The organism is Streptomyces sp. x-80 (assembly GCF_046549095.1).
Taxonomy (GTDB): Bacteria; Actinomycetota; Actinomycetes; order Streptomycetales; family Streptomycetaceae; genus Streptomyces; species Streptomyces celluloflavus.
The window spans coordinates 40,612-66,831 of record NZ_JAJPWM010000022.1 but is presented as its reverse complement, the minus strand read 5'-3'; the positions used below and the strand labels follow the sequence as shown (position 1 = coordinate 66,831).

At 71.7% G+C, this 26,220-nt stretch carries 26 protein-coding genes and 1 pseudogene; 16 read left to right on the top strand and 11 right to left on the bottom strand.

From position 1 onward, the window contains the following. The first annotated feature begins 78 nt into the window (after positions 1 to 78). The 4 genes from ACLJWH_RS34000 to ACLJWH_RS33985 all read left to right on the top strand — a co-directional run bounded on the left by ACLJWH_RS34000 (position 79) and on the right by ACLJWH_RS33985 (position 4,212). Positions 79 to 636 carry an isoprenylcysteine carboxyl methyltransferase family protein gene (locus tag ACLJWH_RS34000; protein WP_411145642.1) on the top strand — a complete coding sequence of 186 codons (558 nt, stop codon included), beginning with the start codon at positions 79 to 81 and terminating at the stop codon, positions 634 to 636. After that, the gene (locus tag ACLJWH_RS33995; RefSeq protein ID WP_411145641.1) at positions 633 to 1,646 is read left to right on the top strand and encodes an NAD(P)/FAD-dependent oxidoreductase; all 1,014 of its coding nucleotides are present in this window, start codon (positions 633 to 635) and stop codon (positions 1,644 to 1,646) included. The genes ACLJWH_RS34000 and ACLJWH_RS33995 overlap by 4 nt, the downstream gene beginning before the upstream one ends. A gap of 749 nt (positions 1,647 to 2,395) precedes the next feature. Continuing rightward, on the top strand, positions 2,396 to 3,499 hold the full coding sequence (locus ACLJWH_RS33990) for a hypothetical protein (RefSeq protein ID WP_411145640.1): 1,104 nt from the start codon (positions 2,396 to 2,398) through the stop codon (positions 3,497 to 3,499). 110 nt (positions 3,500 to 3,609) lie between these two features. Then, positions 3,610 to 4,212, top strand: a complete 603-nt coding sequence (locus tag ACLJWH_RS33985; RefSeq protein ID WP_411145639.1) for a hypothetical protein — start codon at positions 3,610 to 3,612, stop codon at positions 4,210 to 4,212. Positions 4,213 to 4,384: 172 nt separating this feature from the next. On the opposite strand, the gene ACLJWH_RS33980 is transcribed toward ACLJWH_RS33985, so the two are convergent. Next, positions 4,385 to 5,587, bottom strand: a complete 1,203-nt coding sequence (locus tag ACLJWH_RS33980) for an erythromycin esterase family protein (RefSeq protein WP_411145638.1) — start codon at positions 5,585 to 5,587, stop codon at positions 4,385 to 4,387. Between the two features lie 58 nt (positions 5,588 to 5,645). Here ACLJWH_RS33980 and ACLJWH_RS33975 point away from each other — a divergent pair, with 58 nt between their 5' ends. Together ACLJWH_RS33975 and ACLJWH_RS33970 are read left to right on the top strand one after the other, a co-directional pair. After that, the gene (locus ACLJWH_RS33975; protein ID WP_411145637.1) at positions 5,646 to 6,380 is read left to right on the top strand and encodes a TioE family transcriptional regulator; all 735 of its coding nucleotides are present in this window, start codon (positions 5,646 to 5,648) and stop codon (positions 6,378 to 6,380) included. Positions 6,381 to 6,780: 400 nt separating this feature from the next. Next, entirely contained in the window at positions 6,781 to 7,437 is a 657-nt protein-coding gene (locus ACLJWH_RS33970; RefSeq protein WP_411145636.1) for a class I SAM-dependent methyltransferase, read from the top strand. A gap of 613 nt (positions 7,438 to 8,050) precedes the next feature. On the opposite strand, the gene ACLJWH_RS33965 is transcribed toward ACLJWH_RS33970, so the two are convergent. Then, positions 8,051 to 9,136 carry an LAETG motif-containing sortase-dependent surface protein gene (locus ACLJWH_RS33965; RefSeq protein WP_411145635.1) on the bottom strand — a complete coding sequence of 362 codons (1,086 nt, stop codon included), beginning with the start codon at positions 9,134 to 9,136 and terminating at the stop codon, positions 8,051 to 8,053. Between the two features lie 436 nt (positions 9,137 to 9,572). Beyond that, positions 9,573 to 10,007 carry a hypothetical protein gene (locus ACLJWH_RS33960; RefSeq protein ID WP_411145634.1) on the bottom strand — a complete coding sequence of 145 codons (435 nt, stop codon included), beginning with the start codon at positions 10,005 to 10,007 and terminating at the stop codon, positions 9,573 to 9,575. A gap of 353 nt (positions 10,008 to 10,360) precedes the next feature. Here ACLJWH_RS33960 and ACLJWH_RS33955 point away from each other — a divergent pair, with 353 nt between their 5' ends. The 4 genes from ACLJWH_RS33955 to ACLJWH_RS33940 all read left to right on the top strand — a co-directional run bounded on the left by ACLJWH_RS33955 (position 10,361) and on the right by ACLJWH_RS33940 (position 13,066). Next, positions 10,361 to 10,675, top strand: a complete 315-nt coding sequence (locus tag ACLJWH_RS33955; RefSeq protein WP_411145633.1) for a hypothetical protein — start codon at positions 10,361 to 10,363, stop codon at positions 10,673 to 10,675. A gap of 177 nt (positions 10,676 to 10,852) precedes the next feature. After that, positions 10,853 to 11,278 carry a DUF3224 domain-containing protein gene (locus ACLJWH_RS33950; protein WP_411145632.1) on the top strand — a complete coding sequence of 142 codons (426 nt, stop codon included), beginning with the start codon at positions 10,853 to 10,855 and terminating at the stop codon, positions 11,276 to 11,278. Positions 11,279 to 11,501: 223 nt separating this feature from the next. After that, positions 11,502 to 11,705, top strand: a complete 204-nt coding sequence (locus ACLJWH_RS33945; protein ID WP_411145631.1) for a hypothetical protein — start codon at positions 11,502 to 11,504, stop codon at positions 11,703 to 11,705. After that, complete coding sequence (locus ACLJWH_RS33940; protein ID WP_411145630.1) at positions 11,702 to 13,066, top strand: peptidoglycan-binding protein; 1,365 nt, start codon at positions 11,702 to 11,704, stop codon at positions 13,064 to 13,066. Before ACLJWH_RS33945 ends, ACLJWH_RS33940 begins: the two co-directional genes overlap by 4 nt. A 446-nt stretch (positions 13,067 to 13,512) precedes the next feature. On the opposite strand, the gene ACLJWH_RS33935 is transcribed toward ACLJWH_RS33940, so the two are convergent. From ACLJWH_RS33935 to ACLJWH_RS33910, 6 genes are all read right to left on the bottom strand, one after another. Next, complete coding sequence (locus tag ACLJWH_RS33935) at positions 13,513 to 14,523, bottom strand: endonuclease/exonuclease/phosphatase family protein (RefSeq protein WP_411145629.1); 1,011 nt, start codon at positions 14,521 to 14,523, stop codon at positions 13,513 to 13,515. Further along, a complete protein-coding gene (locus ACLJWH_RS33930; RefSeq protein ID WP_411145628.1) occupies positions 14,520 to 14,678 on the bottom strand; it encodes a hypothetical protein in 159 nt (52 codons plus the stop codon). The genes ACLJWH_RS33935 and ACLJWH_RS33930 overlap by 4 nt, the downstream gene beginning before the upstream one ends. Further along, entirely contained in the window at positions 14,675 to 14,875 is a 201-nt protein-coding gene (locus ACLJWH_RS33925) for a hypothetical protein (protein ID WP_411145627.1), read from the bottom strand. Before ACLJWH_RS33925 ends, ACLJWH_RS33930 begins: the two co-directional genes overlap by 4 nt. After that, the gene (locus ACLJWH_RS33920) at positions 14,862 to 15,053 is read right to left on the bottom strand and encodes a hypothetical protein (RefSeq protein ID WP_411145626.1); all 192 of its coding nucleotides are present in this window, start codon (positions 15,051 to 15,053) and stop codon (positions 14,862 to 14,864) included. Before ACLJWH_RS33920 ends, ACLJWH_RS33925 begins: the two co-directional genes overlap by 14 nt. 93 nt (positions 15,054 to 15,146) lie before the next feature. Next, complete coding sequence (locus tag ACLJWH_RS33915; RefSeq protein WP_411145625.1) at positions 15,147 to 16,454, bottom strand: nitrate/sulfonate/bicarbonate ABC transporter ATP-binding protein; 1,308 nt, start codon at positions 16,452 to 16,454, stop codon at positions 15,147 to 15,149. A gap of 47 nt (positions 16,455 to 16,501) precedes the next feature. Next, positions 16,502 to 18,184: an ABC transporter permease gene (locus ACLJWH_RS33910; protein ID WP_411145624.1), complete on the bottom strand. Its 1,683-nt coding sequence runs from the start codon at positions 18,182 to 18,184 to the stop codon at positions 16,502 to 16,504. 991 nt (positions 18,185 to 19,175) lie between these two features. Between ACLJWH_RS33910 and ACLJWH_RS33905 the strand changes: the two genes are divergently transcribed. Both ACLJWH_RS33905 and ACLJWH_RS33900 read left to right on the top strand, forming a co-directional pair. Next, a complete protein-coding gene (locus ACLJWH_RS33905; RefSeq protein WP_411145623.1) occupies positions 19,176 to 19,853 on the top strand; it encodes a response regulator transcription factor in 678 nt (225 codons plus the stop codon). A gap of 139 nt (positions 19,854 to 19,992) precedes the next feature. Next, a complete protein-coding gene (locus tag ACLJWH_RS33900; protein WP_411145721.1) occupies positions 19,993 to 21,306 on the top strand; it encodes a sensor histidine kinase in 1,314 nt (437 codons plus the stop codon). Between the two features lie 321 nt (positions 21,307 to 21,627). Here ACLJWH_RS33900 and ACLJWH_RS33895 read toward each other — a convergent pair whose 3' ends face one another. Then, on the bottom strand, positions 21,628 to 22,290 hold the full coding sequence (locus ACLJWH_RS33895) for a TetR/AcrR family transcriptional regulator (protein WP_411145622.1): 663 nt from the start codon (positions 22,288 to 22,290) through the stop codon (positions 21,628 to 21,630). 172 nt (positions 22,291 to 22,462) lie between these two features. Between ACLJWH_RS33895 and ACLJWH_RS33890 the strand changes: the two genes are divergently transcribed. Then, positions 22,463 to 23,494, top strand: a complete 1,032-nt coding sequence (locus tag ACLJWH_RS33890) for a medium chain dehydrogenase/reductase family protein (protein WP_411145621.1) — start codon at positions 22,463 to 22,465, stop codon at positions 23,492 to 23,494. A 77-nt stretch (positions 23,495 to 23,571) separates the two neighbouring features. Next, positions 23,572 to 23,772, top strand: a complete 201-nt coding sequence (locus ACLJWH_RS33885) for a hypothetical protein (protein ID WP_411145620.1) — start codon at positions 23,572 to 23,574, stop codon at positions 23,770 to 23,772. A gap of 22 nt (positions 23,773 to 23,794) precedes the next feature. On the opposite strand, the pseudogene ACLJWH_RS33880 reads toward ACLJWH_RS33885, so the two are convergent. After that, positions 23,795 to 24,279 (bottom strand): annotated as a pseudogene (locus ACLJWH_RS33880) (nuclear transport factor 2 family protein). 561 nt (positions 24,280 to 24,840) lie between these two features. Between ACLJWH_RS33880 and ACLJWH_RS33875 the strand changes: the two are divergent. Beyond that, positions 24,841 to 24,993: a hypothetical protein gene (locus ACLJWH_RS33875; protein WP_411145619.1), complete on the top strand. Its 153-nt coding sequence runs from the start codon at positions 24,841 to 24,843 to the stop codon at positions 24,991 to 24,993. Positions 24,994 to 25,176: 183 nt separating this feature from the next. Then, the gene (locus ACLJWH_RS33870) at positions 25,177 to 26,205 is read left to right on the top strand and encodes a helix-turn-helix domain-containing protein (RefSeq protein WP_411145618.1); all 1,029 of its coding nucleotides are present in this window, start codon (positions 25,177 to 25,179) and stop codon (positions 26,203 to 26,205) included. Positions 26,206 to 26,220: the final 15 nt, after the last annotated feature.

The window sequence follows — 26,220 nt, the reverse complement described above, 5'->3', positions numbered from 1 at the left end:
GCGGACATCCGCTCCGAAGAGACGGGGACACCTGATGCGGCGGGACGGCGGACACCTGACCCGGAGGGACGGGGACACATGATCTGGTACGCCCTGCTGGTGCTCGCCGTCGGCGCGGAGCGGATCGCCGAACTCACCGTCGCGCGCCGCAACGCACGCTGGAGCCTGGCCCACGGCGCCGTCGAGGCCGGACACCGGCACTATCCGGCCATGGTCGCCCTGCACTGCGGGCTGCTGGCCAGCTGCCTGGCGGAGGCGTGGGTGGCCGGCCGGCCGTTCGACGCCGTACTGGGCTGGACGATGACCGCCGTCGTGGCCGCCGCGCAGGCGCTGCGCTGGTGGTGCATCCGCACCCTGGGGCCGCGCTGGAACACCCGCGTCCTCGTCGTGCCCGGCCTGCCCCTGGTGAGCGCGGGCCCGTACCGCCGGCTGCGTCACCCCAACTACGTGGCCGTGGTGGCGGAAGGGCTCGCCCTGCCCCTGGTGCGCGGGGCCTGGCTGACCGCACTCGCCTTCGGCGTCCTCAACGCCGCGCTGCTGACCGTACGGATCCGGTGCGAGAACCGGGCACTCGTCCGCAGCCGGATGTCAACCGGGCTCCGCGCACCGGTCGTCACCCCGGACGCGGGGCAGTGATCGACCTGCTGATCGCGGGCGGCGGACCGGCCGGACTGGCCACCGCCCTCCACGCGGCGCGCGCCGGGATGGAGACGGTGGTGGTCGAACCGCGCGGCACGCCGGTGGACAAGGCGTGCGGCGAGGGCATCATGCCCGGCGGGGTGCGCGCCCTGACCGCCCTGGGCGCCGAGGTCACCGGCCACCCGCTGCGCGGTGTCCGCTACCTGGACGGACCGCACCGCGCACAGGCGTCCTTCCGCGACGGCACCGGGCTGGGCGTGCGCCGTACGGTGCTGCACGCCGCGCTGTCCCGGCAGGCCGCCGAAGCCGGCGTCACCATCCTGCCCGGCCGGGTCGGCGAGGTACGCCAGAGCGCCGACCGCGTACACGCCGCGGGCCTGCGGGCGCGCTGGCTGGTCGCCGCGGACGGGCTCCACTCACCCGTCCGGCGCGCCCTCGGCCTGGACCTGCCCGACCCTCGTCCCCGGCGTTACGGCCTGCGGCGGCACTACCGCGTGGCACCGTGGTCGGACTTCATCGAGGTGCACTGGTCCCGTTGCGGTGAGGCGTATGTGACCCCGGTGGGTGAGGAGTTGGTCGGCGTGGCCGTACTCGGCACGGCGCGGCGCGGCTTCGACGACCAGCTGCGCGGTTTCCCCCACCTGGCGCCGTTGCTGGCCGGCCCACCGGACAACGCGGTGCGCGGGGCCGGCCCGCTCCGCCAGCGGGTCGCCCGCCGTACCGCGGGCCGGGTGCTGCTCGTGGGTGACGCGGCGGGCTATGTCGATGCCCTCACCGGTGAGGGCATCGCCCTCGCGCTCGCATCGGCGGCCGCCGCCGTCCGCTGCCTGACGGCGGGCCGTCCGGAGGCGTACGAGAGCCAGTGGCGCCGTCTGTCGCGCCGCCACCGGCTGCTGACGGAGGCACTCGTCCGGGCGAGCGGCCGGCCGGCCGCCGCCCGGCGGATCGTACCGACCGCGGCCAGGCTGCCGGCCGTCTTCGCGGCGGCGGTCCACGCCCTCCAGTGAGGCGGCGCCCCCTGCACCCACGTCGAACGGGCCGGACGCCGGGTGATCCCGTCGGAGCCGCGCTTGACGACCAGCCGGACGTGCGCGGGTGAGAGGGACGTCGGGCAGGTCCGGCCGGGCTCCGGAGGTGCGGAACACCGGTGTCGGATCCTGCGCCGAACGTTCGACGTCGCCGGCGATGTCCGGTCTCAGGAGAGGTGAGCCACGGTGCGGCACGAGCCCATCGCGGAGGTCCCCAGCCTGCCGGCACCCGGGGGGCGCCCGGCACGGAACGGCCGTCTTCGCCACTGACGGCCGGACGCCTCCCGCGCCTCCGGGGCGCCCCGGCAGGCCGGACCGCCGAGGGTGGCACGCGGAATTCCCGGGAGGCGAGCCACGGTGCGGCACGAGCCCATTGCGGAGGTCCCCGGCCTGCCGGCACCCGGGGGCGCCCGGCACTCAACGGCCGTCTTCGCCACTGACGGCCGGACGCCTCCCGCGCCTCCGGGGCGCCCCGGCAGGCCGGACCGCCGAGGGTGGCACGCGGAATTCCCGGGATACCTCCCACCCCATGCACCACTTCAGCCACTTCGGTGAATTGAGCGTGCAACCTTTTCGCAGTGCGAGTGGTCACGTACGAGGCGCCGATGTGCGCGTGTACGCATGTCTGCATGCGCACCCACGCGCACCATGCGCCATGCACGGCCTGAACATGACGAACGTCAACCTGTGCCGTCCAGGCGGCACTTGAGATCCGGGAGGTCTGCCGGATGAAGATTCGCCGCGCCCTGACGGCCGCCGCGGCGGCTGCCGTGATAGCGCCCGCCGCCGTACTGGCCGCGCCCGCCGCCGCGTTCGCCACGGAGCCGGTGTCCGAGGCCGGCCCCCGCACACCCGCCTCTCCCGACGCCGCAACACCGGCGGACCGGCCGACGGATGCCGCAACGAACGGCGGCGGAACGGACAACCCGGACGGGCCGCGGCGCCCGGACGAAGCCGCGGCCGGTGGCTCGGCATCCCAGGACCGCGACGGGGCCGCCCGTCCCGCCCCAGGGAAGCCGCCGAAAGCCGCCGGGACCACTGAGGGGACCACCGGCGCGGGTGGTGCCACCGGCGGAGGCAAGGACACCGGTGATTCCGATGGTGCGGGTCAGTCCTGCGCGTTCGAGTCCGACCAGTTGCAGGTGGCCGTCCACGGGCTGCCGCTCCAGCTGACCGCGGGCGGCGCCTGGACCCCCTTCTCCATGACGCTCACCAACACCACCGGCAAGCCCCTGGGGGAGGTCCAGCCCTTCCTGCTCGTGTCCTCCGCCGAGGATGTCGACCGGCCGTACTGGGAGCTGGAGACCGAGTACCGCGACGCCAGGACGGGGCGGTGGAAGACCTTCCATGACGCGGAGCCCGACGACCTGTTCGGCTTCTTCGCCGTCGGTCCGCGCAGCACCGTCACGCTCCAACTGCGCACCCGCGTGGTCAAGGACGCCAAGCCCGGCGCCGGGTACGCGCTCGCCGCCGGCGACTACCGCAACGGCGACGGTTCCTGTGGTTCGGCCAAGGAAGCCTGGTACGACTTCACCATCCTCCCCGCGGGCGCGAAGCCGACGCAGCCCCCGACCGCCGAGCCGGGCAAGCCGGGTGGCACGGCCGAGCCCGGCCGGAGCGCCGGGTCCGGCGGCGGTACGGGTGGTTCCGACTCCACCGGTGGCCTCAGCCCGCAGGGCGGCGCCCACCTCGCCGCGACCGGCTCCTCGTCCGCGCTCCCGGCGATCGCTCTCGCCGCCGGAGCCGCGATGGCGGTCGGCGCGGGTGCGGTCATCGGCGTGCGCCGCCGGAAGGGCGCGGCCGGTCCGGGCGCCACGGACATCACCACGTAAGCCCAGCCATTTCGCCAAGAACCTGATAGCCAAAGGATCCACGTCCTCAGAACTCAACGGCACTGGAGACAGAGGCTCCAAGGGTCCGAAGAACCGGGAAAGAGATCTTCATGAAACTGCGCCGCGCCCTGTCGGCCTCGGCCGCGACGGCCGCCCTGCTCCCCGTGGCGGTGGCCGCCGCGCCCGCCTCCCAGGCGGCCCCCGCCGCGGAAATCCCGACGTGCTACGACGTCGACACCGCCTACGGGCAGTACCACAACAACACCTTCGTGGGCCGCTCGTTCGGCATACCCAAGTCGATCACTCTCGGCACTCACTGGACGACCTACACCGCCACGCTCACCAACGCCTCGGCGAAGGAGCTGAAGTCGTTCGAACTCAGCGCCAAGCTGGGCAGTTACGTCTACAACGAGGGCGAGCGCGACCTGAGCCCGTACGGCGATCTGCAGTACTGGGACACCTCGCAGCACGCCTGGAAGACGCTGCGCCAGGCCGATGGAAACGCCCGCGGCACCCTCCCCGGCCCTAAGACGCTGAAGCCCCGCGAGTCCGTCCACGTGCAACTGCGGTTCAGGGTGAGTGAAGACCTGCCCCTGGACCAGACGTACGACGCGTTCACCGGCCTCACCGGCACCTTCGTCGACCGCTACCGCGACATGGACTGCACGGCCCACGGCGACGCCAGCGGCGGTTTCTCCCCCCGCAAGGGCTGAGACCTGCAGGGAGGGCTGTCCCGTCCTACCTGGCGGGCGCGCGACGACAGCTACGGCACCTCGCGGCGTTGTCGGAACATCCGCATACACCCAGTATGTGGACGCTCCTCCGCCTTGCGATGCACCGCGTCCGACGCCGCGCGCTGATCCACCAGGTATGACGGGACAGCCCTCAGCTCCGCGGGACGTCCTTGACGAAGACGATGCCGTCGCTGTCCGCCAAGTGGGCCGGGTCGAGCGGGGCGTAGCCGAACCAGGGGGATACGCGGTGCGCGGGCCGCGTGTCGCCGAGGGCGGTGGCCAGGCGCGGGGCGTCGATGACGCAGCGGTCCTCCGGGAGCGCGTACAGGAGCCCTTCGACGGTGTCCGGCGGCGGGGTGTCCACTCCCTGGTGCCGGATCGTGCCGAGGGCCGTGGCCACGAAGGCGTACTCCTCGCCGAGCCGGGCGCTCACCAGCGCACCGGCGCCCCACCACTCCAGCGGCGTCCCGCCCATCCGCATCGAGCTCTTGGCCCGTTGGAGATGGCCGTTGTGGGCGTGGACGAGTGCCGGGCCCCGTTCGGCGATGGCGAGGAGGTTGTGGGCCATCATCTGGTCCCGGACGCCCACCAGCCGGGTCATGCGGGCCGGTGAGGTGTCGGCCATCCAGTAGTGGTAGCGCAGCAGGCCGGTCGCGGTGCGCCCGTACAGGCATGCCCGGTCCCAGTCGTCCCGTGGGGTCGCCGTGCTCAGGTGCGGCGTCTGCGCGTCGAGCAGTGCCACCAAGTCATCGGCGAGCACCCGCAGTTGGACCGCCTCGGCCGACTGCCCCGTGGACCGGGCCGGGTCCAGCATCGCGGCGGGGTTGGTCCACCGGTCGTCGGCGCCGAGCAGACGGTCGAGGGTTTCCGCGGTGCAGGGGAGCAGGTCCGCGTCCATCCGGGCCGCGAGGTAGCCGTGGAGTGCGGTGAGGGCCTGCCGGGGGCTCGCGGCGTGGGTGATCTCCAGCGGGCCGTCGAAACCGGCGAAGCGGAGCCGCTCGGACGCGGGCCGGCCGTCGTTGTAGGCGCGCATCCAGCGCACGAGCTCGCGGTTGGCCTCGGAGGTGCCCCAGCCGTGGCTGATTCCCCGCTCCATGACCTCGTCGAGGGTGCCCGTGCCCGCGGTGACGTAGTCGTCCACAGTCAGGCCCATCAGGCAGTCGCTCTCGATCGCGATCGTCCGGTAGCCCTCCTGCTCGACGAGCTGCCGGAACAGCTCGTTGCGCAGGCCGAGCAGAGTGTCCTCGCGGTGGGTGGGCTCGCCCAGGGCGAGCAGCCGCGGCCGGGCCGGCAGCAGCCTCATGACGGCGGCGGCCTCGAAGGCATGGACGGTGTCCTTGATGTCAGTAGCCATGCCTTCAACGGTATCGTTGAACCTTCGGTGGAAACTTTCCCGCGATATCGTCGGGCGCATGGCACAGAACCTTCAAAACGGCGGACGGCTCAGGCCGGTTGACCTGGCGCGCGGGCACGGTCTGTCCACGCAGGCCATCAGGAACTACGAGGAGGCCGGCATCCTTCCGGCCGCCGCTCGCACACCCAACGGTTACCGCGCCTATACCCCGCTGCACGCGATGGCCCTGGGCGCGTTCCTCGCCCTGGTGCCCGGCCACGGCCACCGGACGGCGACGTCGGTCATGCGGGCCGTGAACCGGGGCGCGGTCGATGAGGCGTGCCACCTCATCGACGAGAGCCACGCCCAGCTGCTCGACGACCGGCGGACCCTCCAGGCCGTGGAACGCGCCCTCCGTGACCTGGCACCCGCCGCCGCGTCCGCACCCGACGCGGCGGTGTCCGGGCCTGACGGCACATTCATCGGCCCGCTGGCGGACAAGCTCGGAATCCGGCCCGCGACGCTGCGCAAATGGGAGCGCGCCGGGCTGGTGCGCCCGCGCCGCGACCCGCTGACCGGGTACCGCGTCTACGAGGAGGCCGACGTGCGGGACGCCCGGCTGGCCCACCAGCTCAGACGGGGCGGCTACCTGCTGGAGCAGATCGCCCCGCTGATCGCCCAGGTGCGGGCGGCCGGCGGGCCGGCGCCGCTGGAGGCCGCGCTGGGCGACTGGCGCGGCCGGCTCTCCGCCCGCGGGCGGGCGATGCTGACCGGGGCCGCCGAACTGGAGGCGTACCTCCGCGAACGCGGATGAGACGTCGGCCGCCGGACGAAGAGAACGAGGGGCTCCAACGGGTTCCGTCCCGGCCGAACCGTCCGCCCATGCCGGCCTGACCTGTTCTGTCCTGTCCTGTCTTGTCCTGACCCGAGCCTGACTCCTCATCGACCGCAGCCGGATCACGCTCCACCGTCATCCGCCCCTTCGGCAGCGGCGGCCTTCGGTCTCGGGCGCGAGAGACGGGCCCCGAGCAGCCCGCCCCGGCGCGGCACGCGGTCCACCTCTCCGATTCGTCCCTGTCCCCGCGCGACCGGAGCCGCCGCCGGTAAACCGGCACCCCCGGTACGGAGTTCCCGGTGGTTCCGCGGCGGATACGGCTCACAGGCCGTCGGCCATCCCCGTGCCGCGGGCAACAGCAACTTGATGGAGTGGCGGCATGACGACACTGCCGCACCGGGTCCTCCGGGCTCTTGACCAGTTCAATGCCGCCCACCCTTGGGACCACAACGCCCACTACCACCCCTGGATCCTGCGGCAGCTGCCCCGGCGCTTCGACAGTGCCCTGGACGTCGGCTCCGGCAGTGGCGACCTGGCCAGGCTCTTGGCCGTGCGCGCCGGCACGGTACACGGCATCGACTCCGACCCGGAGATCACGGCCCAGGCACGGGAGTTGACCCCTCCGGCAACTCCCGTCACCTTCACGGCCGCGGACGCGCTGACCGGGATCCCCGCGGACTCCTACGACGTCATCACGTGCGTCGCCGCGATCCACCATCTGCCGTTCACCGATGCTCTCACCGTCTTCCGCCGCCACCTGGCGCCCGGCGGAACTCTCGTGATTCTCGGGCTGTCGCGCCCGACAACTCCGGGCGACTACCTGCTCGGAGCCGTAGCCAGCCCACTCAACGCCACTACGGGCTGGGTCAAGAACAGGGGCCGCACAGCACCTCGCCCGGCCTCCATGACGGCCAGGACCCGGCCGGCGGACATGAGCTTCCCCGACATCGTCCGGGAGGCCCATGCGGTCCTGCCCGGCGCACGACTGCGCCGTCGGCTGTTCTGGCGCTACACCCTCGTATGGCAGCACCGCTGAGTGGCCTGCCCGTCCACGCGACAGGGAGAGCAAGGGCGGTATGTCCGAGAATCCGCCTGGTGGCAGCCTGTCGCCTCAGGTGAGGCCGCGTGGTCGGCCGAACTGTGCCAAGAAGACGGCTGTACCGGGTTCTTGGCGCCGGGCATGCCGGACGCGGCCTGGGTGCCGCACGTCAAGGATGAGTACGAGCAGGGCCCAGGACCGGTCTCGCGCCATCAGGCGCAGCAGGCCGGACCGGCCGACGGCGGCATCGAACCCACGGTCGTGACCGGCATCGGCGTTGACGCCACGCCGGGGCTGGTGACCGCAGGCGGCGGACTGGGACGGGCCGAGCATCCGGGGGCCGGCCGGCGACGTCTGTGGTGGGCGGAGCCCGCCTGCCGGGTCGGCGAGCCGGTAGTGGCTGGAGGGCCGCTGCCGTCCTGCCGCAGCCACCCGTCTTCGGACGCCGAGCGCCCGAACGGGCCGAGTGCGAGTGCTGTGCCGGACCGTTCTCCAGGGAGCGTCAGCAGTCGTTCGCTGCGGCGTCCGCCGGGTGAGGGGTGGCCGGGGCGGTCGTCCGTGTGCGGGCGGCCGCCCCGGCCTCTTCCTGCATGGGTGCCGGCGTTCGGTGTCAGCTCTCGCTGGAGGTGCGGCGGCGGGAGGTGAGGATCAGGCCGGCGCCGGCGGTGAGGGCGACGGCGCTGCCGCCGATGACCCAGGGGGTGGCCGAGCTGGCGCCGGTGGAGGCCAGCTGGGCGTCCGAGGAGCCGGTGCTGGAGATCGCTACGGCGGGCTTGACGCCGGTGGTGTCGTTGGACTCCTCGGGATCCTTGGTGCCGTCCTGCTTCTGCTTCTGCTTGTCGCCGTCGGTCGCCTTGCCGTCCTTGGCCCCTTGGCCGTCCTTGGACTCCTGGCCGTCCTTGGCGTTCTCCTTGCCGTTGTCCTTGTCCTTGTCCTTGGCGGCCTCGGCCTCGTCCAGCTTGCGGGCCTCGTGCTGGCCGACGTCCAGGAAGTGACGGACGTCCGCTGCCTTGCCGCTCCACAGCGCCTTCCTGGCGGCTTCCTTGACGTGGGGGCCGCCGGTCATGGCGATGCGGGTGACGAGGATGCTGTCGTCGGTCTCGCGGGCTGCGTGCTGGCCCACCTCAAGGAAGCGCGTGCGGTCCTCGGGGCTGCCGTCCAGGGCCTCCTGCACGGCGTCATAGAGGGCGCTTCCGGGCTTGGCCGTGACGAGGATGGTGAAGATTTCGACGCGGTTGTCCTCGTCGCGCGCCTTGTACTGGCCGACCTCCAGGAACTGGCGGAGGGCTTCGTGGGTGCCCTTCTTCAGCGCCTCGCCGGCCTCCCGCCGCACGCCCTTCCCGCCGACGCTCAAGATCCGAACAGTGCGCAGCCTGTCGTCCGCGAACTGGGCCAGTTCGTAGCCTTCTTCGAGGAAACGCACGCGGTCCTCGGGGGAGCCGTTCATGGCGGCCTGCGCGGCTTCGTAGACCCGGCTGTCAGGCTTGGACTTGTGGATGATCTCAAGGATGGCGAAGCGGTTGTTCTCGTCGGCCTTCGCGTTCCCTTGCGTGTCCGGCTTCGCGTCCGATGCGGTGTCAGGGGCGGAGCTGGCCGGCGACGTGGCGGTGTCGGCGGCGACTGCCGGAGAGGCGAACAGGACGGCAGGCGCGATTGCGGCAGCCGCGACAACGGATGAAATACGCGACAGCTTCATGCGTACCCCCCACTTTCCCAGAAAAAGATTATTAAATATCTCGTAAAGCATAGGTGGGTGCGAAATGTCTCTGACAGGGGGCCCGTTGTCGGGGGCGGCCCCGATCTGACCCGCAGCGCGTCTCCAACGATCTGGTCGTCGCAGGTCACACCCGAGTCGTGAACCAGATCCTTTGAGGCGGGATACGGACACTTCGGCCCTGTCGGCCGCTACTCGGACGAAGGGCGCTCCTGTCGTCATCCGGGCCGGGATCGCTTCACGATGGCCGCCGGGCCTGCTGGGCTTCTCCGGTCGCGGCCGTGCCGGGGCGCTCGTGCACGGAGTCGGTCAAGCAGGTACAGGAGGGGCGCGAGAAAGGCCGTGCTCCGTCTTGGTGTGGCGTGGCGTGGCACCTCTGACGGGTTTGCGTATGCCCGTACCCGCGGAACGCCGGTCCTCATTCCCAGAGGTTCTTCGACCCCTTGAGGTCTGCGATGCAGACCGCGGGCTGCCCGGGTGCGGGGGAGCTGCTCTTGGCCAGAGGCTCTTCGCCGTCCAGGAGGATCTGGCAGTGGGCGGTCGCGCCGGGGGCCGGGGTCACCGTGATTTTGGCCTGCCGACCCGCAGCCAGGGTCACCTCGCGGGACCACCCGGTGCGTACGTTCTTCGCGGCGTGCTCCTTGAGGGACCGGTCGCCCCAGAGGTAGCGGCTCTTGGTGTCCTGGTACGTCACCGACATCGGCTCGGTCTTGCTGCCCGTGGCACGGTAGGTGACGTTCCAGGCTTTGCCCGTGAGGGCGTCCCGCTGGGTGTAGGCGCTGGCAAGCACCACCATCAGCGCGGCTACTACCGCCAGTGCGCCACACCCGAAGCCACTTTTTCTACGACTCATGTTCTCTATTGAAATGTCCTTGAACATCGCTTTTGGTCATCATGAAGAATGAATGTCCGTACCTCTCAGGTCGTACTCTTCGCGCCGGCGGATCAGGCGCTCTGCGGCACCTGACGGAGATCGAATATCGGGGCCTTCTTGGCGCGGCCCGTTCCCCGCGCCCGCGAGGATGGCTCCCCGCCCGCCCCGCTGCCACGGGCCGGTGACCGCTCTCCGTCGGCGTGTGCCGGGAGCGATCCGCTGGCCGCGGGCACGTTCCTGCCATTTCTGTCACTGACGGGGGCATAGTCCCCAGTCGCTGGGATGCTGTGGCACGTACACGCCACGGGTGACCAGGAGAGGGCGGAGAAGACATGCGTCGATGGGGAACGGTACTGGCGGCGGGAACGGTCATGCTGACGGCGGGGGCGGTGGTGGCGCCCGGCGCGTCGGCGGCTCCCCAGACGTCGTACTGCTTCACCGATCAGGGGCCGAACTGGGGGTCGGCCAACTGTCAGACCACAGCTCCGAAGAATCACTGGCAGTTGCAACTGGTCTGCCAGAACAACACCGCGCCCTCGATCCGGATAACGGTCCAGGGGCAGTGGCACACCGGGGACGGGAGCGAAACGCTCTACTGCCCGAACGGGTACAGCGCGGCGTACACCAACATCAAGAACGACAACTGACCCTGGGGCCAGGACACTTCGCATATCCAGTCCGGACTCTCGCCGCGGCTCAGCCCTGCCGGCCACACCGGCCACACCGGCCACCCTGGCGGTACGGGCTGAGCCGGCAATCCGCGGACAGAGGCTGGTCGGGCACCGCACGGGAGAGCCCGTGCGGCTGACCGAGAGGACGCGCCCATGCCCAGGCGGACCACCGGCCACTGGCAGACCACCGGCCACTTCACCTTCGCCAACTGGGAGGAACGGACGGTCGGTCCGGGTGAGGGGTACCCGAGGCTCGCCCACGCCTCCGTCACCAACACCGTCACCCGCGGTATCGAGGCCAGCGGCACCACCTGCGAATACACCATCGCCTACGGCACGGAGGCGACCGGTACGTTCACCGGCATGGAGCTGCTGACCGGCCGGCTCGACGGGCGTGAGGGCACCTTCGCCGCCGAGGAACGCGGTGCGTTCGACGCCGATGGCACCGTGCACTGCACCTTCGAGGTGGTGTCCGGAACGGGCACCGGGGAACGGGCCGGGCTCCGCGGCACCGGCAGCTTCACCGCCCGGCACGGCGGACCGTCCTGTGCCTACACCTTCGCCTACGACCTGGGCTGACGGCAGGTCACGGCGGTGGCGGGCACCCGCGACGCCGTCGGCAGCCGACCGCCTGCCGGCACCCCACATCACGTAATCAGCCAACAAAAGGACTAAAGTCCCTTTTTTCCGCTTTCCAGACATTCCAGTATTGATCCGGATCATGATCATCATGGATGTGCGCGGCGCCGGCCTTCCCCAGGGCCGGGGCCGCGCGCGCTCATTGGACTGCGAGGTGAGCTAGATGTCTGGCTTTGCTACGCCAACCGCGGCGGGGGCGGTCACCGCCGGCCCCTACGCGTTCGCCGGGGCCGGCGGACGGATCGCGCCCCACCACACCGACGCCACGGACCGGAACCGTCCGACCGCCCGCCGCGGTACGGGCCACCCGGGCAGCGTCACCGGGGAGCGCCCCGGCAGCCGCTGCGGGAAGCGGGGCACCCGATGACGGCCGCCCCCGCCTTCGAGGACATACGTGTCGAAGCGTGCACCTGCCCCGGGTGCCGGCTCCGTAACGTCCCGGACGCCGCCTGCCGCGCCGCACACGGTCGCCGTATCGCCGCGGTCGCCACCCTGACCGGGGCCACCTTGCTGGGCGGGGCCGGGGCCTCGTTCGCGGCGTCCGGCACGGCCACGGCGTCTTCGGCGACGGCCCTCGCCACGTCGGCGTCGGCTGTCTCCGCCGCCGGCCTGCCGGTGAAGGCATCCGCCGGCACGGCCTCGGGCGGCGCGAACCCGCAGGGGAAACCGGGCCCGCTCTCCGGCAGGCCCAGCCTCAGCCGCATGGCGAGCCACGACATGTCGCTGACCCGGCAGCAGATCATCGCCCGCGCCCAGACCTGGGTCGACGCACGGGTGCCGTACGTGTGGAACGGCTACTGGTCGGACGGCTACCGACAGGACTGCTCCGGTTTCGTCTCGATGGCCTGGGGACTGTCCGCCAACCACTGGACCGGCGACATCCACAACTGGGGCGTGCGGGTCTCCAAGGACGCGCTGCAACCCGGCGACATGCTGCTCTACCACAACCCGGCGAACCCCGAGCGGGGCTCGCACGTGGTGCTCTTCGCCGGCTGGACCGACAGTTCGCACACCCGGTACGTGGTCATGGAGAGCGCCGGGGGCATGGGCGCGGTCAAACGGACCATCCCCTACGCCTACACCTCCAACTCCGCCAAGTACGTTCCCTACCGCTACAAGAACGTCACCACCTCGGGCGGGGAATCCGGCAACGGCGGTCAGCCGGGCGGTGGCGGCAGCAGCAGTAACGCGTTCCCCGGCGCATCCGCCTTCGGCCCCGGCGCCAACAACGCGCATGTGACCAAGCTCGGCCAGATGCTGGTCAAGCGTGGCGGCGGGTCGTTCTACTCCCAGGGCCCCGGCCCGAAATGGTCCGAATCCGACCGCAAGGCCACCCAGGCGTTCCAGAAGGCCCAGGGCTGGAGCGGCGCGGATGCCGACGGTATCCCCGGCAAGGCCACCTGGAGCTACCTGGTCGAGGGCAAGGGCAAGAGCATCGGCGGTGCGACCGGTGGCAGCGGTGGCAGTGGCGGCAGTAGTGGCGGCAGTGTCTCGGCCTTTCCCGGGGCCAAGTACTTCCGTCCGGGGGTGAACAACGACTACGTCACCCAGCTCGGGAAGCAGCTGGTGAAGAAGGGCTTCGGCAAGCACTACTCCCAAGGGCCCGGCCCCAAATGGTCCGAGTCCGACCGCAGGAACGTGGAAGCCTTCCAGCGGGCCCAGGGCTGGAGCGGCGCCGACGCCGACGGTTACCCCGGCCCGGAAACCTGGAAGCGGCTCTTCCGCTGACGCGGCCCGCCTGCCGCGGACGCCGTATGTGCTGTGCGGTGCTTCGGGGGGAGTAACACCCCCTCGATCGCGGATCTGCTGTTCCCTGCCGAGTCGGTGAACCCGGCTCGGCGGGGAGCGGGAGTACGGACGGGGAGTGGCCGATGGCGATGCCGAAGGCGAGGACGGCGGGGGTGAGGGTGAGGTCGCCGATGCCGCGGTCGCGGCTTCGGGTCGCGTGACCGCATGACGGGAAGACCGGGGGACGAGCCCGCTGTCCCCGGCGAAACAACCGTGGCGGTCCAGGCCGCGTCCGGCCGCAGGCACCGACCGGTCGCCCCGGAGCCCGTCCGCACCTTGTGAGACCGGCCGCCCCTCCTGGGAGTCACGTACGAGAAACCGGCACCGGCACCGGCCGAGAAACCGGCACCGGCACCGGCACCGGTTCCCCGCCCCTCCGCCCCGTCTCAGCCCGTACGTCCCCCGGCACCGCCCAGCCCGGTGAGGACCGGGCGGTGGTCGCTGCCCAGGTCGGGGAGGACGGTGGTCGTGGTCGCGGTGAGGCCGCGCAGCAGGACATGGTCGATACGGACGAGAGGGAACGGCGCGGGCCAGGTGAAGCCGAAGCCCCGGCCGGCCTCCTCCTGGGCCGAGGTGAGGTGACGGGCGAGCGGGGCCAGGTCCCGGTCGCGGAGGCTGCCGTTGAGGTCGCCGAGCAGTACCAGGCGCGCGGCCGGATCCCGGGAGACGCGGTCGGCGAGGGCGGCCGCGCTCGCGTTCCGGGCCTGGACGGCGAAGCCCTGGTCCGCGCGCAGCCGGACGGACGGCAGCCGGACCGCGTAGAAGGCGGTGTCCCCGCCGGGCGTGCGGGCGACGGCCCGGATGGCGTGCGGCCACGCGCCGCCCAGATGCAGTGCGTCGACCCCGTACAGCGGGTAACGGGACCACAGACCGAGGGTGTTGTGGACCGCGTGGTGGCGGTAGGTCGCGCCCAGCGCCTGCTCGTACGCGCGGATGGCCGACGGGGGCACCTTCTCCAGGGCCACGACGTCCGCGCCGGTGGCGATGACCTTCCGGGCGACGGCCTCGGGGGAGGTGCGGTCGCCGCCGACGTTGAGGGTCAGGGCGTGGAAGTCGGGCCGGCCGGTGCCCGGTGCGGGGAACAGCCCCGGAAGGAACAGGCAGGACCAGGTCACCGCCGGTACCAGGGCGGCGGCCACCCCCGCGGGCGAGCGCCGCACCGCCGCCCACCCGAGGAGGGGGAGAACGGCGACGCCGAACCACGGCAGGGCCGTCTCGGCCAGGCTGCCGAGGTGGCCCGGAGTGTTGGGCAGCAAGCCGGGGCAGGCCAGGAGCGCGGTGAGGAGAAGGGCGGGGACGGCGATGTGCAGGCCGTACCGGGGACGGTTCGCCGGGCCGCCCGCCGCCGGACGCCCGGTGGCCGTCCCCGCGCCCTTCCTGCGTACCGGTCGCTTCACGCGGCACCCTCGCCGTCCGGGCGACCCGTGCCGTCCCAGCCGCCCGTACCTCTCGTACCGCCCGTACCGGCCGAGCTGCCCAGGTCGCCCAGGTCGTCCGAACCGGCCGCGCCACCCCCGTCGGAGGGGCCGGTGTCCCGCCCGCACTCCGTCACGACTTGCCGCCTCCCTGCCGCCGGGAGAGCAGATGCCGGCCTGTGAGGGCGAAGCACACCGCCGTCACCGAGGCGCCGAGCAGCGCCGCGCAGAGGAAGCGGGACGCTTCCGGCGGGAGGAGGGCGACAACGGCCAGCAGGAGGGCCGGCAGCCCGGCCAGTACGAAGGCCGTCCGGACGGTCTCACGCGAGGTCATCGTGGCGCTCCTGGGGGGACGGCAGCGGACGGCGGGCGGGCGCGACGGCCCGGCGGCGGGCCCCGGTGGACGCGCTGAGCAGACGCCGGACGAACGCGGCGCGCAGGGCGCGTATCAGGGTGCGTGCCGGGGCCCGCCCGGCCACGGGGCGCGGGCGGGGGAGGTACTGCGTGGTCATGGGATGCCACCTCCGGAAGTGATCGGTGGGATCGGTGGGATCGGCGGGGCAGACGGGATGCGCCTGCATCGGACGCGCGGGGCCGCGCACGGTTCAGGCGGCGCTCGCGCGGCGGTACTCGGCGGGCAGCAGCAGAACCCGGTCCTCGGCGTCGTACTCGAAGAGTTCGGCGTACCGGCCCCAGGTGATCGCGGTGCGCAGCTGCTGTTGCGCATCGCGTTCCGAGACGTTCCCGCACAGCCGGTCGATCAGGTACGGCTCGCGCAGGCGGCCGCTGTCGGAGGCCATGAGAAGGGTGCGGATGGTGGCGATGAGGGGGATGTTGGCGAGCGCGGCGGCGGCGAAGAGGGGCTTGCGCGGCAGGATGTCGGCGCGGGCGAAACCCCGGCCGGCGGTGGTCAGATGGAGCCTGCCGGAGCCGACCTGGGCGTAACGGAGCAGCTCGGCGGCCTCGACGAGCGGCATCAGATCGTCGACCTCGTAGGACAGGGCGTCGGCCAGCACGGCCAGATCCACGGCGCCGCCGCGGGTGTCCAGGTCCTCCAGCAGGCCGGTGAGCGATTCGACGTTGGCGTGCGGGAGCGGCGCGGCGGCGCGCAGCGGATCGTGTTCGACGAGGGGGGACGGGGCCTGGGCGCGCTCGCCCGTCAGGGCCTCGTACGCCTCCTCGACGAGGGCCTCGAAGCCGCGGACGCGACGGTCACGGGGGCGCGGCAGCGCCACCCGCAGCTCGGCCTTGAGGGTGCCGGGGTTGGTGTCCAGCACGAGGATGCGGTCGGCGAGCTGGACGGCTTCCTCGATGGAGTGGGTGACCAGGAGGACGGTGCGGGTGGCGGTGTCGGGGTGGGCGAGCAGGGCCAGCAGCTCGTTGCGGAGGGTCTGCGCGGTCAGCACGTCCAGGGCGGAGAACGGCTCGTCCATCAGCAGGACGTCCGGCTCCACGACCAGGGCGCGGGCGAAGCCGACGCGCTGGCGCATCCCGCCGGAGAGCTCCTTGGGGTAGGCGTTCTCGAAACCGTCCAGGCCGACCATGTCGATGGCCCGCAGAGCCCGGCCGCGGCGCTCGGTCAGCGATATGCCCCGTGCCTGGAGTCCGAGTTCGACGTTCTGCTGGACCGTCAGCCAGGGCATCAGGGCGAAGGACTGGAAGAGCATGGCGGTGCCCGGGTTGGGGCCGGTCACGGGTGTGCCGCGGTAGTGGACGGTGCCGCTGGTGGGGGCCAGCAGCCCGGCGGCATGGCGCAGCAGGGTCGACTTGCCCGAGCCCGACTTGCCCAGGAGGGCGACGACTTCCCCTTCGTTCAGGGTGAAGTTGATGTCCTGGAGGACCGGCAGTATGCCCCCGGTGGGGCCGGCGAAGTCCTTGTGGAGGTTGGTCACGGTGATGACAGGGATGTTCACGGGGTGGCTCCTGAGGGGAGTGGTGTGGTGGTGGCGAGGGCGGCGGGTCACAGCGCGCAGCGCCGCTGGGCGAAGCGGTACAGCCGGCGCCAGAACAGCCGGTTGATGATGACGACGTAGACGCTCATCAGGACCGCGCCGAGGAAGTTGCGGGCGAAGTCGTTGGCGTCGGTGGCCTGGGTGATGTAGGCGCCGATGCCGACCGCGGTCAGCGTCGTGGTGCCGTAGCTGACCAGCTCGCCGGGGATGGAGGCGTTCCAGGCGCCGCCGGAAGCGGTGAGCGCGCCGGTGGTGTAGGAGGGCAGGATCGCCGGGATGATCAGCCTCTTCCAGCGCAGCAGGCCGCGTACGCCCAGGTCGTCGGCGGCCTCGCGCAGATCGCCGGGGATCGCGCTGGCGCCCGCGATGACGTTGAACAGCACGTACCACTGGGCGCCCAGCGCCATCAGGGCGATGGAGCCCCAGTTCAGGGAGATACCGGAGGCGCCCAGCACGATGACGGCCAGCGGGAAGAGGAAGTTGGACGGGAACGAGGCCAGCACCTGCACGATCGGCTGCGCGATCCGGTTGACCCTGGGGTTCATCCCGATCCACACGCCGACCGGCACCCACACCACGGTCGAGAAGACCACCAGGACGATGACCCGGCCGTAGGTGATCAGGGCGAGCCAGGCCGCATGGCCGATCTCGCCGACCGGGACGTTGTCCAGTACGTAGGAGCACGCCTTCGCGACGATCGCCGCGACGGCCACCGCGTAGAGCACGGTGAAGACGAGGTCGGCCCGCTTGCGGCGGACCGGGTCGTGGCGCAGATGCCCGGGGCTGGTGCCGAGCACCCGCATGGCACGGTCCAGGCGCTCACCGGCCGGGCGCAGGACGCTGCCCAGCCGCGTCGGCACGGTGGAGCGCCGCAGCAGCTCCAGGAACCAGCTGCGCGGCTGCTCGGCGATCTCGCAGTCCTCGGTGCGGAACCGCTCGGCCCAGGCGGTGACCGGCCGCCAGAAGAAGAAGTTGACGGACACGACCATCGTGATCATGACGATGATGGCCAGCGCGACGCGCCATCCCTCGCCGTTGCCCAGCGCCTGCGTCACGTACGAGCCCACGCCCGGCAGCGCGTTGTCATTGCCGTTGACGCTGATCGTCTCGGAGGCGGAGAGCGCGAACCACGCCGCGCCGAAGCTGATCATGCCGTTCCAGACCTGGGCGATCATGCCGCTGGGCACGTCCAGTTTCCAGAACCGCTGCCAGCGGGTGAGCCGCATCAGCCGGGCCGCCTCGTCCAGTTCCTTGGACTGGGTGGTCAGCGACTGGTAGAAGGCCATCGTCATGTTCCACACCAGCGCCGTGAACACGGCGAAGACGGAGGCGAACTCCAGCCCCAGCGTGGAGTGCGGGAAGAGCGCGATGAAACCGGTGACGGTGATGCTGAGGAACGTCAGGACCGGTACGGACTGGAGGATGTCGATGGCCGGCACGATCACCTTGGCGGCGCGCCGGGAGCGGGCGGCCCAGGTGCCGAACACGAAGGTGAAGAGCACGGCCGGCACCAGCCCGGCGAACATCCGCAGCAGGGAGCGCGCGGCGTAGTAGGGCAGATCGCCCGGATCGGTGGAGACGACCGGCGGTTTGCCGGCGTCGAAGGGCTGGTCGGCCGTGGCACCGACCCGGACCACGAGATAGAAGACCGCGACGATGCCGAACAGCACCAGCACGTCGACGGGACGCATACGGGCAACGCGCAGGGCGCTGCGGGAAGGAAACTGACGGAGTTTCGGCATGGGGTACCCGAGAGGTGTTGCGGGCATGGCGCAGGACGGCGCGGCGCGGCACCGCCGGGCACGGCCCGGGACGGGAAGAGCGGGGGAGAGACGAGGCGGAAGACGACGCGCGGGGCACGGTGTGGCCCGGCGCGCGGCCCACATCAGGCAGCGACCGGCAGCCGCGGCCGGGTGCCGTGCGGCAATCGGCCACCCCGCGGACATCAGCCACCGTGCGGCACATCGGTCACCGGAATCGGCGGATGCCGTTCACCGGTGACGGCGGAATGCGCAACTAGGAGGATCGCCGTACAGCACAACGACCACCTCCTCCGGTTTCTTCGGTACGCGCGAGCTCGTCATGCTCTGCGGTACACCACGGGAATTGCCTGAACGCCGGCCCGCATTCCAGTACGCGGCCGACTCGGCAACAGAAAAGACGATGGCACATGGCGCGCGGCCCGGTCAAACCGAATGCGGAAAGTCCCCGTAACCTCCCGGATTTCACCGCGAAAAGGCAGCGGCCGGCCGCCCCGGAAGGAAACCTGAAGAGGGATTCAGCAAGTTCAGACTTCCTTCAGGAAGTGTCGGTCATCATGAAGGGGCGACGCTCCGCCACACCGGGGCGGCGCGGGTGCGACCGTCCCTGACCAGGCGGTAGCCACCCCTGACGGGCAGCGGAGAGCGGGGCCCGCGCCGGCTTCCGGAGGAGAACCGGCAGTGCGGGGAACCCGTGAAAAGGGGATCCGGTGCACTGCGAGAAGAGGGAAGATACCCGGTGAATTTCTCTTCGTGGTCCGCCGAAGGAAAGGGTAAATGCCCGCGCCCGCGCCGTTCCAGGAACGCCCGCACCACCGGGAGCGGATACCGTCATGAAAGAACGTCCCGCCCGGTGCGTGCAATACGCCACCGCACGGCCGGAGGCAGGCAAAAAAGTGCCGGGGCATGCGATATTTGAGCGGTGAAAATATTGGTCATTGAGGACGAGCAGGAACTCGCCGACACACTGCGCCGGGCGATCTCCTCGGACGGTCACTGGGTGGATGTCGCCCATGACGGTCACCGGGGGCTGGAACTGGCGCTGACCGGCGGCTACGACGCGATCGTGCTGGACCTGATGCTGCCCGGACCGAGCGGCGACGAGGTCTGCCGGCGGCTGCGGAAACTGGACGACCACACCCTCGTCCTCATGCTGACCGCCAAGGACGGCGAGTACGACGAGGCCGACGGACTCGACGCGGGCGCCGACGACTACCTGACCAAGCCCTTCTCGCTGGTCATCCTGCTCGCCCGGCTGCGTGCCCTCGGGCGCCGGGCCGGACGGGAGCGGCCCACGACCTTGCAGGCCGGCGACCTGACGCTCGATATCGCCGCCCGGCTCTGCAAACGCGACGAGCGGACGGTCGAGCTGACCGCGCGGGAGGCCGCCGTGCTCGGCTGCCTGATGGCCGCGGCCGGCGGCACGGTCTCCAAGCAGGACATCCTCGACGAGGTCTGGGACTCACCGGCGGACCTCGACCCCAACATCGTCGAGGTCTACGTCAGTTCGCTGCGCAAGAAGATCGACGCGCCGTTCGGCCGGCACACCCTCCGCACCGTGCGCGGCGCCGGCTACCGGCTCGCACCCGATGAGCCCTGACCCGGCACGCGTCCCCGCGCCGCCGCCGGCCCCCGGGCGGCCGCGCCGCCCCCGCAGGTTCCGGCCCCGCCCGTCCCGGCCCCGTCCGCTGTGGCCCCGCACGCTGCGGGCCCGTACGACGGTGGCCGCCGTGCTGACGATGGTGGTCGCCCTCACCGTCGGCGGCGGCTGGCTCTATCTCACCCTGCGCGGCAACCTTCTGGACAACGCCGGCGACCGCACCGAACTCGCCGCCCGCAAGATCACCACCTTCCCCGCCGCCTCCCCGGCGCACCCCGCGCCGCTGCCGGAGCCGGCCGGCGGGGTCGACGCGGTCCTCGTCCTGGACGCCCACGGCCACCCGGTGGCCAGCACCGCCACCGCCCCCGCCGCCCGAGCCGCCCGTCTGGCGAGCTTCCGGCCCGCCGCCGGCAGCGACTCGGCGGTCCGGGTGTTCTCCGCCGACCAGGTGCTGACCAGCCATGACAGCGTGGTCGCCGTCGTACGCAGCCCCTCGGCGGCCGGCGGACACTATGTCTACGCGCTGACCATGCTCAACGATGTGGCCGACGCCGGCCGCGCGCTCGCCGTCACGCTCCTGGCCGGCGGCCCGCTGGTGGTCCTGCTCACCGGACTCATCGCCTGGTCCGTGACCGGTGCCGCGCTGCGCCCGGTCGAGGCCATCCGCGCGGAGCTGGCGGCCGTCACCGCGCACCGGCTCAGCCGCCGCGTCCCCGCCCCGGGCGGTCAGGACGAGATCACCCGGCTGGCCCGGACCGTCAACGACACCCTCGAACGCCTCGAACGCTCGGTCACCCGGCAGCGGCAGTTCGTCGCCGACGCCTCGCACGAACTGCGCAACCCCATCGCCGCGGCCCGCGCCGAACTGGAACTGGCGCTGCTGCGCCGACCCGACCCCGACACCGCGGCCTCCCTCCGGCAGACGCTGCACAGCACCTTGCGCCTGGAGCGGATCGCCGCCGACCTGCTCCTGCTGGCCCGCCTCGACGCCCAACGGCCGCCGCCCGCCCACCTCGTCGACCTGTCGCTGCTCGCGGCGGAGGAGATCGCCCGGCGCCGCTCCGCCCGGGTCCCGCTGTGCCTGGACGGCGACGACCCGGTGCCCGTACGCGGGGACCGCGGCCAACTGGAGCGGCTGCTGGCGAACCTCCTCGACAACGCCGAACGGTTCGCGGACTCCGCGGTCCAGGTCACCACCGGAACCGATCCGGCGGACGGCACCGCGGTGCTCCGTGTCGCCGACGACGGGGCCGGCATCCGGCCCGAGGCCGCCGAGCAGGTCTTCGAGCGGTTCACCAGGCTGGAGGAGGACCGCAACCGCGGCAGCGGCGGCACCGGACTGGGCCTGGCCATCGCACGCGAGATCGCACAGGCCCACGGGGGCACCCTGAGAGTGGCACCGAGCCCACGCGGCGCCCTGCTGGAGCTCCGCCTCCCACCTGCCGGCTCCTGACGGCGGCGACCCCCGGAGCATGTGCGCCGCGCCGCGCCCCGACTGCCCGTCACCCCTGAAATCGTCCTGAGGGGAGCCCTGTCAGGCGGCAGGTGAACCTTCGAGGCCCCGCATGACGCCCTCGCATGACGTCATCCAGGGGGCGTAGGGGTTCGCAGGGCGGGTTCCAGCTGCGTTCGCGCGGCCGGGCAGCCGGGTCCGGTGCGGCGGGAACGGCGGGGGAGAGGGCGTACGCGCGGCCGGGGCACGATGCCCGGACGGGGCGTACGGCCCTCGGACGTGCCGTGCGGACGGATCGGATCCGGCCGGGGGAGCGTCCGTTCAGCGGGCGCCCAGGGCGTCCACCTCGGCCGCGAAGAGCAGCTCCGGGTCCAGCTCCATCCCGGTGAAGTGGCCCGCGAGTTCCAGGGACAGCAAGCCGTGGAGGCGGCTCCAGAAGGACAGGGCACGGCGGAGGACCGCGGGCGGCGCGGCCGGATGCCCGGCGGCCCAGGGGCGATGGTCCGCCAGGTACGCGTCGAGGGCGCCCGCCGCACCCGCCGGGGCTCCCCCCGGACCTGCCGTCATCCAGGCGTCGAGCAGCGTCGACATGATCTCCGACGCGATCCCGGTGATGTCCTGTGGCGCGTGATAGCCGGGCACCGGGGTGCCGTACACGAGGAAGTAGCGCTGCGGGTCGTCGAGCGCCCAGCGGCGCAGTGCCCGCGCCAGCGCGGCCGGGTGGGCGCCCTCGGGGGAGCCGGTGTCACGGAAGGTGTCGGCGAGGCTGCGGTAGGCGTCCCTGATGAGTTCGGTGATCAGCTCGTCACGGCTGGCGAAGTACCGGTACAGGGCCGGTCCGCTCAGGCCCATCTGCCTGGCGATCGCGTTCAGGGAGAGCGCGGACGCACCGGCCTCGGCGATCTGCTCCCAGGCCCGCTCCTTGACCTCCGCGCGTACCTGCTGCCGGTACCGCTCACGGGGGGTCGCCGGACTCCCGGTCATGACCGCCACCTCGCACTTCTCGCTACCGCGCCATCAGGGAGCGAGAGGCTATCACTTACGGCACACCCCTTCGCGCCCGCGCGGCCCGCCCTCTTGACGCCGGCCGTATATGTGCTCATTCTAGTTACAGCCTATAATGAGAATGAATACTTCAAACTCAGTGGAGAACGTGATGAGCACCGTCGAGCGCGTCGAGGTGGTCCTGCCGGGCACGGTCGAGCCGGAGGGCCTGGAGCTCCGCTACGGGCCGGTGCCGTCACCGGCCGGCGGACAGGTCGTGATCGCCATGGAGGCGACCGGCGTGTCCTTCGCCGAGCAGCAGATGCGCCGCGGCCGGTACTACGACCAGCCGCCGTTCCCCTTCGTCCCGGGATACGACCTGGTCGGCACCGTGCTGGCGGTCGGCGAAGGCGTCGGCCGGGGCCTGATCGGCCGGCGGGTGGCCGCCCTGACCAAGACCGGGGGCTGGGCCAGCCACGTCGTACTCGACGCCGCCGATGTGGTGACGGTGCCCGCCGGCGTGCGCGCGGCCGAAGCCGAGACCGCGGTCGTCAACGGCATCACCGCCTGGCAGATGCTGCACCGCAAGGCCCGCATACGCGCCGGCCAGACCGTCCTCGTCCACGGCGCCAACGGCGGAGTCGGATCGATCCTGGTCCAGCTGGCGCGCAGTGCCGGCGCCCGGGTGATCGGCACCGCCGCCGGCCGCCACCACGACAGGCTGCGCGCACTCGGCGTGGAGCCCGTCGACTACCGCGGTGGCGACGTCCCCGCACGCGTCCGGGAACTCGCCCCCGACGGGGTGGACGCCGTCTTCGACCACGTCGGCGGGCGCGGCATCACCGACTCCTGGCGCCTCCTCGCCCCCGGCGGCACCCTCCTCTCCTACGGGAGCGCCGCCACCCGCGACGACACGGGGTCGGGGCAGTGGCCCGTACTCAAGCTCCTGGGCCAGGTATGGCTGTGGAACTGGCTGCCCAACGGGCGCCGCGCCTACTTCTTCAACATCTGGGCCGGCCGTGCCCTCGCCAAGAACCGGTTCCGGGCCCGCCTGCGCGCCGACCTCACCCAGGTGTTCACGGCCCTGCGGAACGGTGAGATCACCGCCCAGGTCGCCGCCGAACTCCCCCTGGCCCGCGCCGCCGAAGCGCTCCGCCTGGCGGAGTCGGGCACGGTCGCCGGAAAGGTCGTCCTCGTCCCGTAACCGAGCGCCCGCCCCTCCCGCACCACCACACCGCGCACGCATCGCCATCCACACGGCCACCTGCGCGGGAGGCCACCGTGCTCACCCTCTTCCTCGCCGAAGTCGCCGCTCTGCCCGCCGTGTTCGCGATCGGCGGGTCGAGCGGCCCGTACCGCCCGCTGGAGATCGACCCGGCGATGACCGTGGTCTCGCCGACGGTGCCCTTCACGCCGGACGCTCCCACGGTCTGCGGTCGTTCCGGTCGCCCGGCACCGGCCTGCCGAAGGCGACGGCCTTGACCGAAGCGTCGACCGGTGTGGGTCACGCCCTCACGGCTGGCTGGCCGAGGTGGCTGAGACGCGCCGTCGCTCCGCCCAAGGGCAGAAACGTGGTGCGCCTGACGAGGCGCCAGGTGTCCTCGATCTCGCGGAACGTGTCCTCGTAGTGGCCCACGTTCGCGGGGAGCCTGGGAGGCACCATGCCATCGGTAGGGCCATCGACCCGGTACGTGGCGAAGTAGGAGGTGGCGGTGGCTGTCGACGCGGAATGCGCGGTGACCAAGATGTTCGTGGACATGCGGCGCGACAGCCGGTCCTCGGGCCGCGAACCGAAGTAGCTGCGAAGCGCGTCACGCCCCACCACTCTGCGGTCGCCGTGCGGCCACTCCCTACCCCGTCAGACGTGAAGAGATCCGCGACACCGCTCGGATCTCCCAGATCGAGGCGGCGGACGAACTCGTTGATCAGGCGCTCACAGGCCCGCTCGGCGAGGAGACGCGTCACCGGGTCAAGGGCTTCGTTCGACATCGCCCACAGCTGTCACGGCCCATAGCTGTTACGCCTCAACAGGGCCTGGCGACAGCCGTTTTGGCGACCGAATCCCTGGACCGGGCCGCCACCCCGAGTGCGGGGCCGCGGACCGCCTCCGCGCGCCCCGGGAGCCTGCTGCCGCTACGTGTCTGTACATGTCTGTACGTGTCCGTACGTGGCTGTATGCGTCGGCAGATGGCCGTACACGTATCCACGGCCCGGAAGAGGCCGAACGGTGACCGTTTTTGACCGTTCCGCTGTCCAACTCGGGTCTTATTTGGATCAACCGAAAAACAATTCCGTTACGTAACGCTGTGTTCGCGCTCCGTGCGGATCAGCGGTTAGGGTCAACGCAGCGGAAGGGCCCTGGGTGGCCTAGCAACCGAGAACCAGGGCCCTGCCGTTTTCTTCCATCTCGACGAGTCAGAGGAGAACTTGATGCCCCGTGACCCGAAGACTGTTGGGCTCACACATCGCTCGCTCAGCAGCGGGTTCGAAGGTAACACCTTTACGCAGACAGGCCGCAGCCGCGGTGGCGTTGTCGACGGATCGGTCAACATGCGAGGGTGTGCCCTCCTCGTCCGCCCGGTGGCGCACATCGTTCTCCTCTCCGGTGCCCCCACGGTTCCGGCGACCCTCTCGCCGCTGCTGGTCGCCGCGCAGGCCGCGCACCGCGCCGCGATTCACCACCGCAGGGCCGGCGCGGTGTAAGCCCTCCCCGCCGCCACTTGCGTACCGAACGCCTCGTCGGCCGCGGCCGCAGCTGCCGCCGGGAACCGACGGACAGCGAGTCGTTCGCTGCCGCCTCGTAGATCGCGGCCGGATACGTAACGAAATTCGGCAACAGCACTCCTGGCCTTCCCCCTGAACGAGAACCCCCTGTCGAGGTTTCCGATGGCTAGCAAGAACTCGCTCACCCGCACCTGCCGACACTGCGGCACCTCGTTCACCCGCCGCAGCCCCTACGGCCGCCCACCGGAGTACTGCAAGGACGCCTGCCGCACCGCGGCGTTCCGCGGCAGGACATCCCATGCCGCCCGCACCGTCCCGGCGGAACACGACGCCGCCGTGGTGCGGATCAGCGAGGCCGTCCTGCGCCGGTCCCAGCGATTGCACCGCCGGTCCCGCACGTTCGACCCGTCCCAGCAGTTGGAGGTGCTGGAGCTGTACGCGGCGCTGGTGCGGGACGTGCACGATCTCGGTGCCGTGCTGGTGCGGCAGGCTCGCGAGTACGGGGCCAACTGGGAGCCGATCGGCGAGGTCCTGGGAGTCAGCGGTGACGCGGCCCGGACCCGCTGGTCGCCCGGCCAGGTGGAACGCGCATTGGAGCAGCGGGCGAAGCGCGGCAGCCGCCCTCGGCTCCCGAACTCCGCGGCGCCGCCTCCCCAGGCGGCCGCCGGCGGTGAGAGCGGGCCACCAGGCCGGGAACTGGCCGGCGCGTTGTCCGATCTCCAGCGCGCGTCGACGAAATCCGTGCGCGCACTCGCGCGTGAGATCGGTATCTCCCCGTCCTATGTGTCCCGGCTGCTCAGCGGTGAACGCCGCCCGTCCTGGAAGGTCGCCGAGCGTTTCACCCTCGCCTGCGACGGCGACCCGGAGATGATCAGGCCGTTGTGGGACCAGGTCTACGGAAATGCTGCGGAGGGCGAGGGCTCCTCACAGCGTGCGGACCTCACGGAGGCGGCCACCTTGATGCAGGCGGCCATGGAGCGGATGGATCAGGCGGTCGGCCAGCTCGGAGCGTTCACGGAGGACGGTATGTTCGAGCGCCCGGCGGGCCGGAGCATCACCTCGTTCGCCTGGCCGGTGGCCCATGCGCACGCCGCCTTCCTGCAAGGACGCTCCGATGAGGTCTGCGCGCTGTGGGACCGGCTCGTCACGGTCCCCGACGGCGAGGCAGGCGGCCGGATGTCCGCCACGTGATCCCACAGCTGTCGT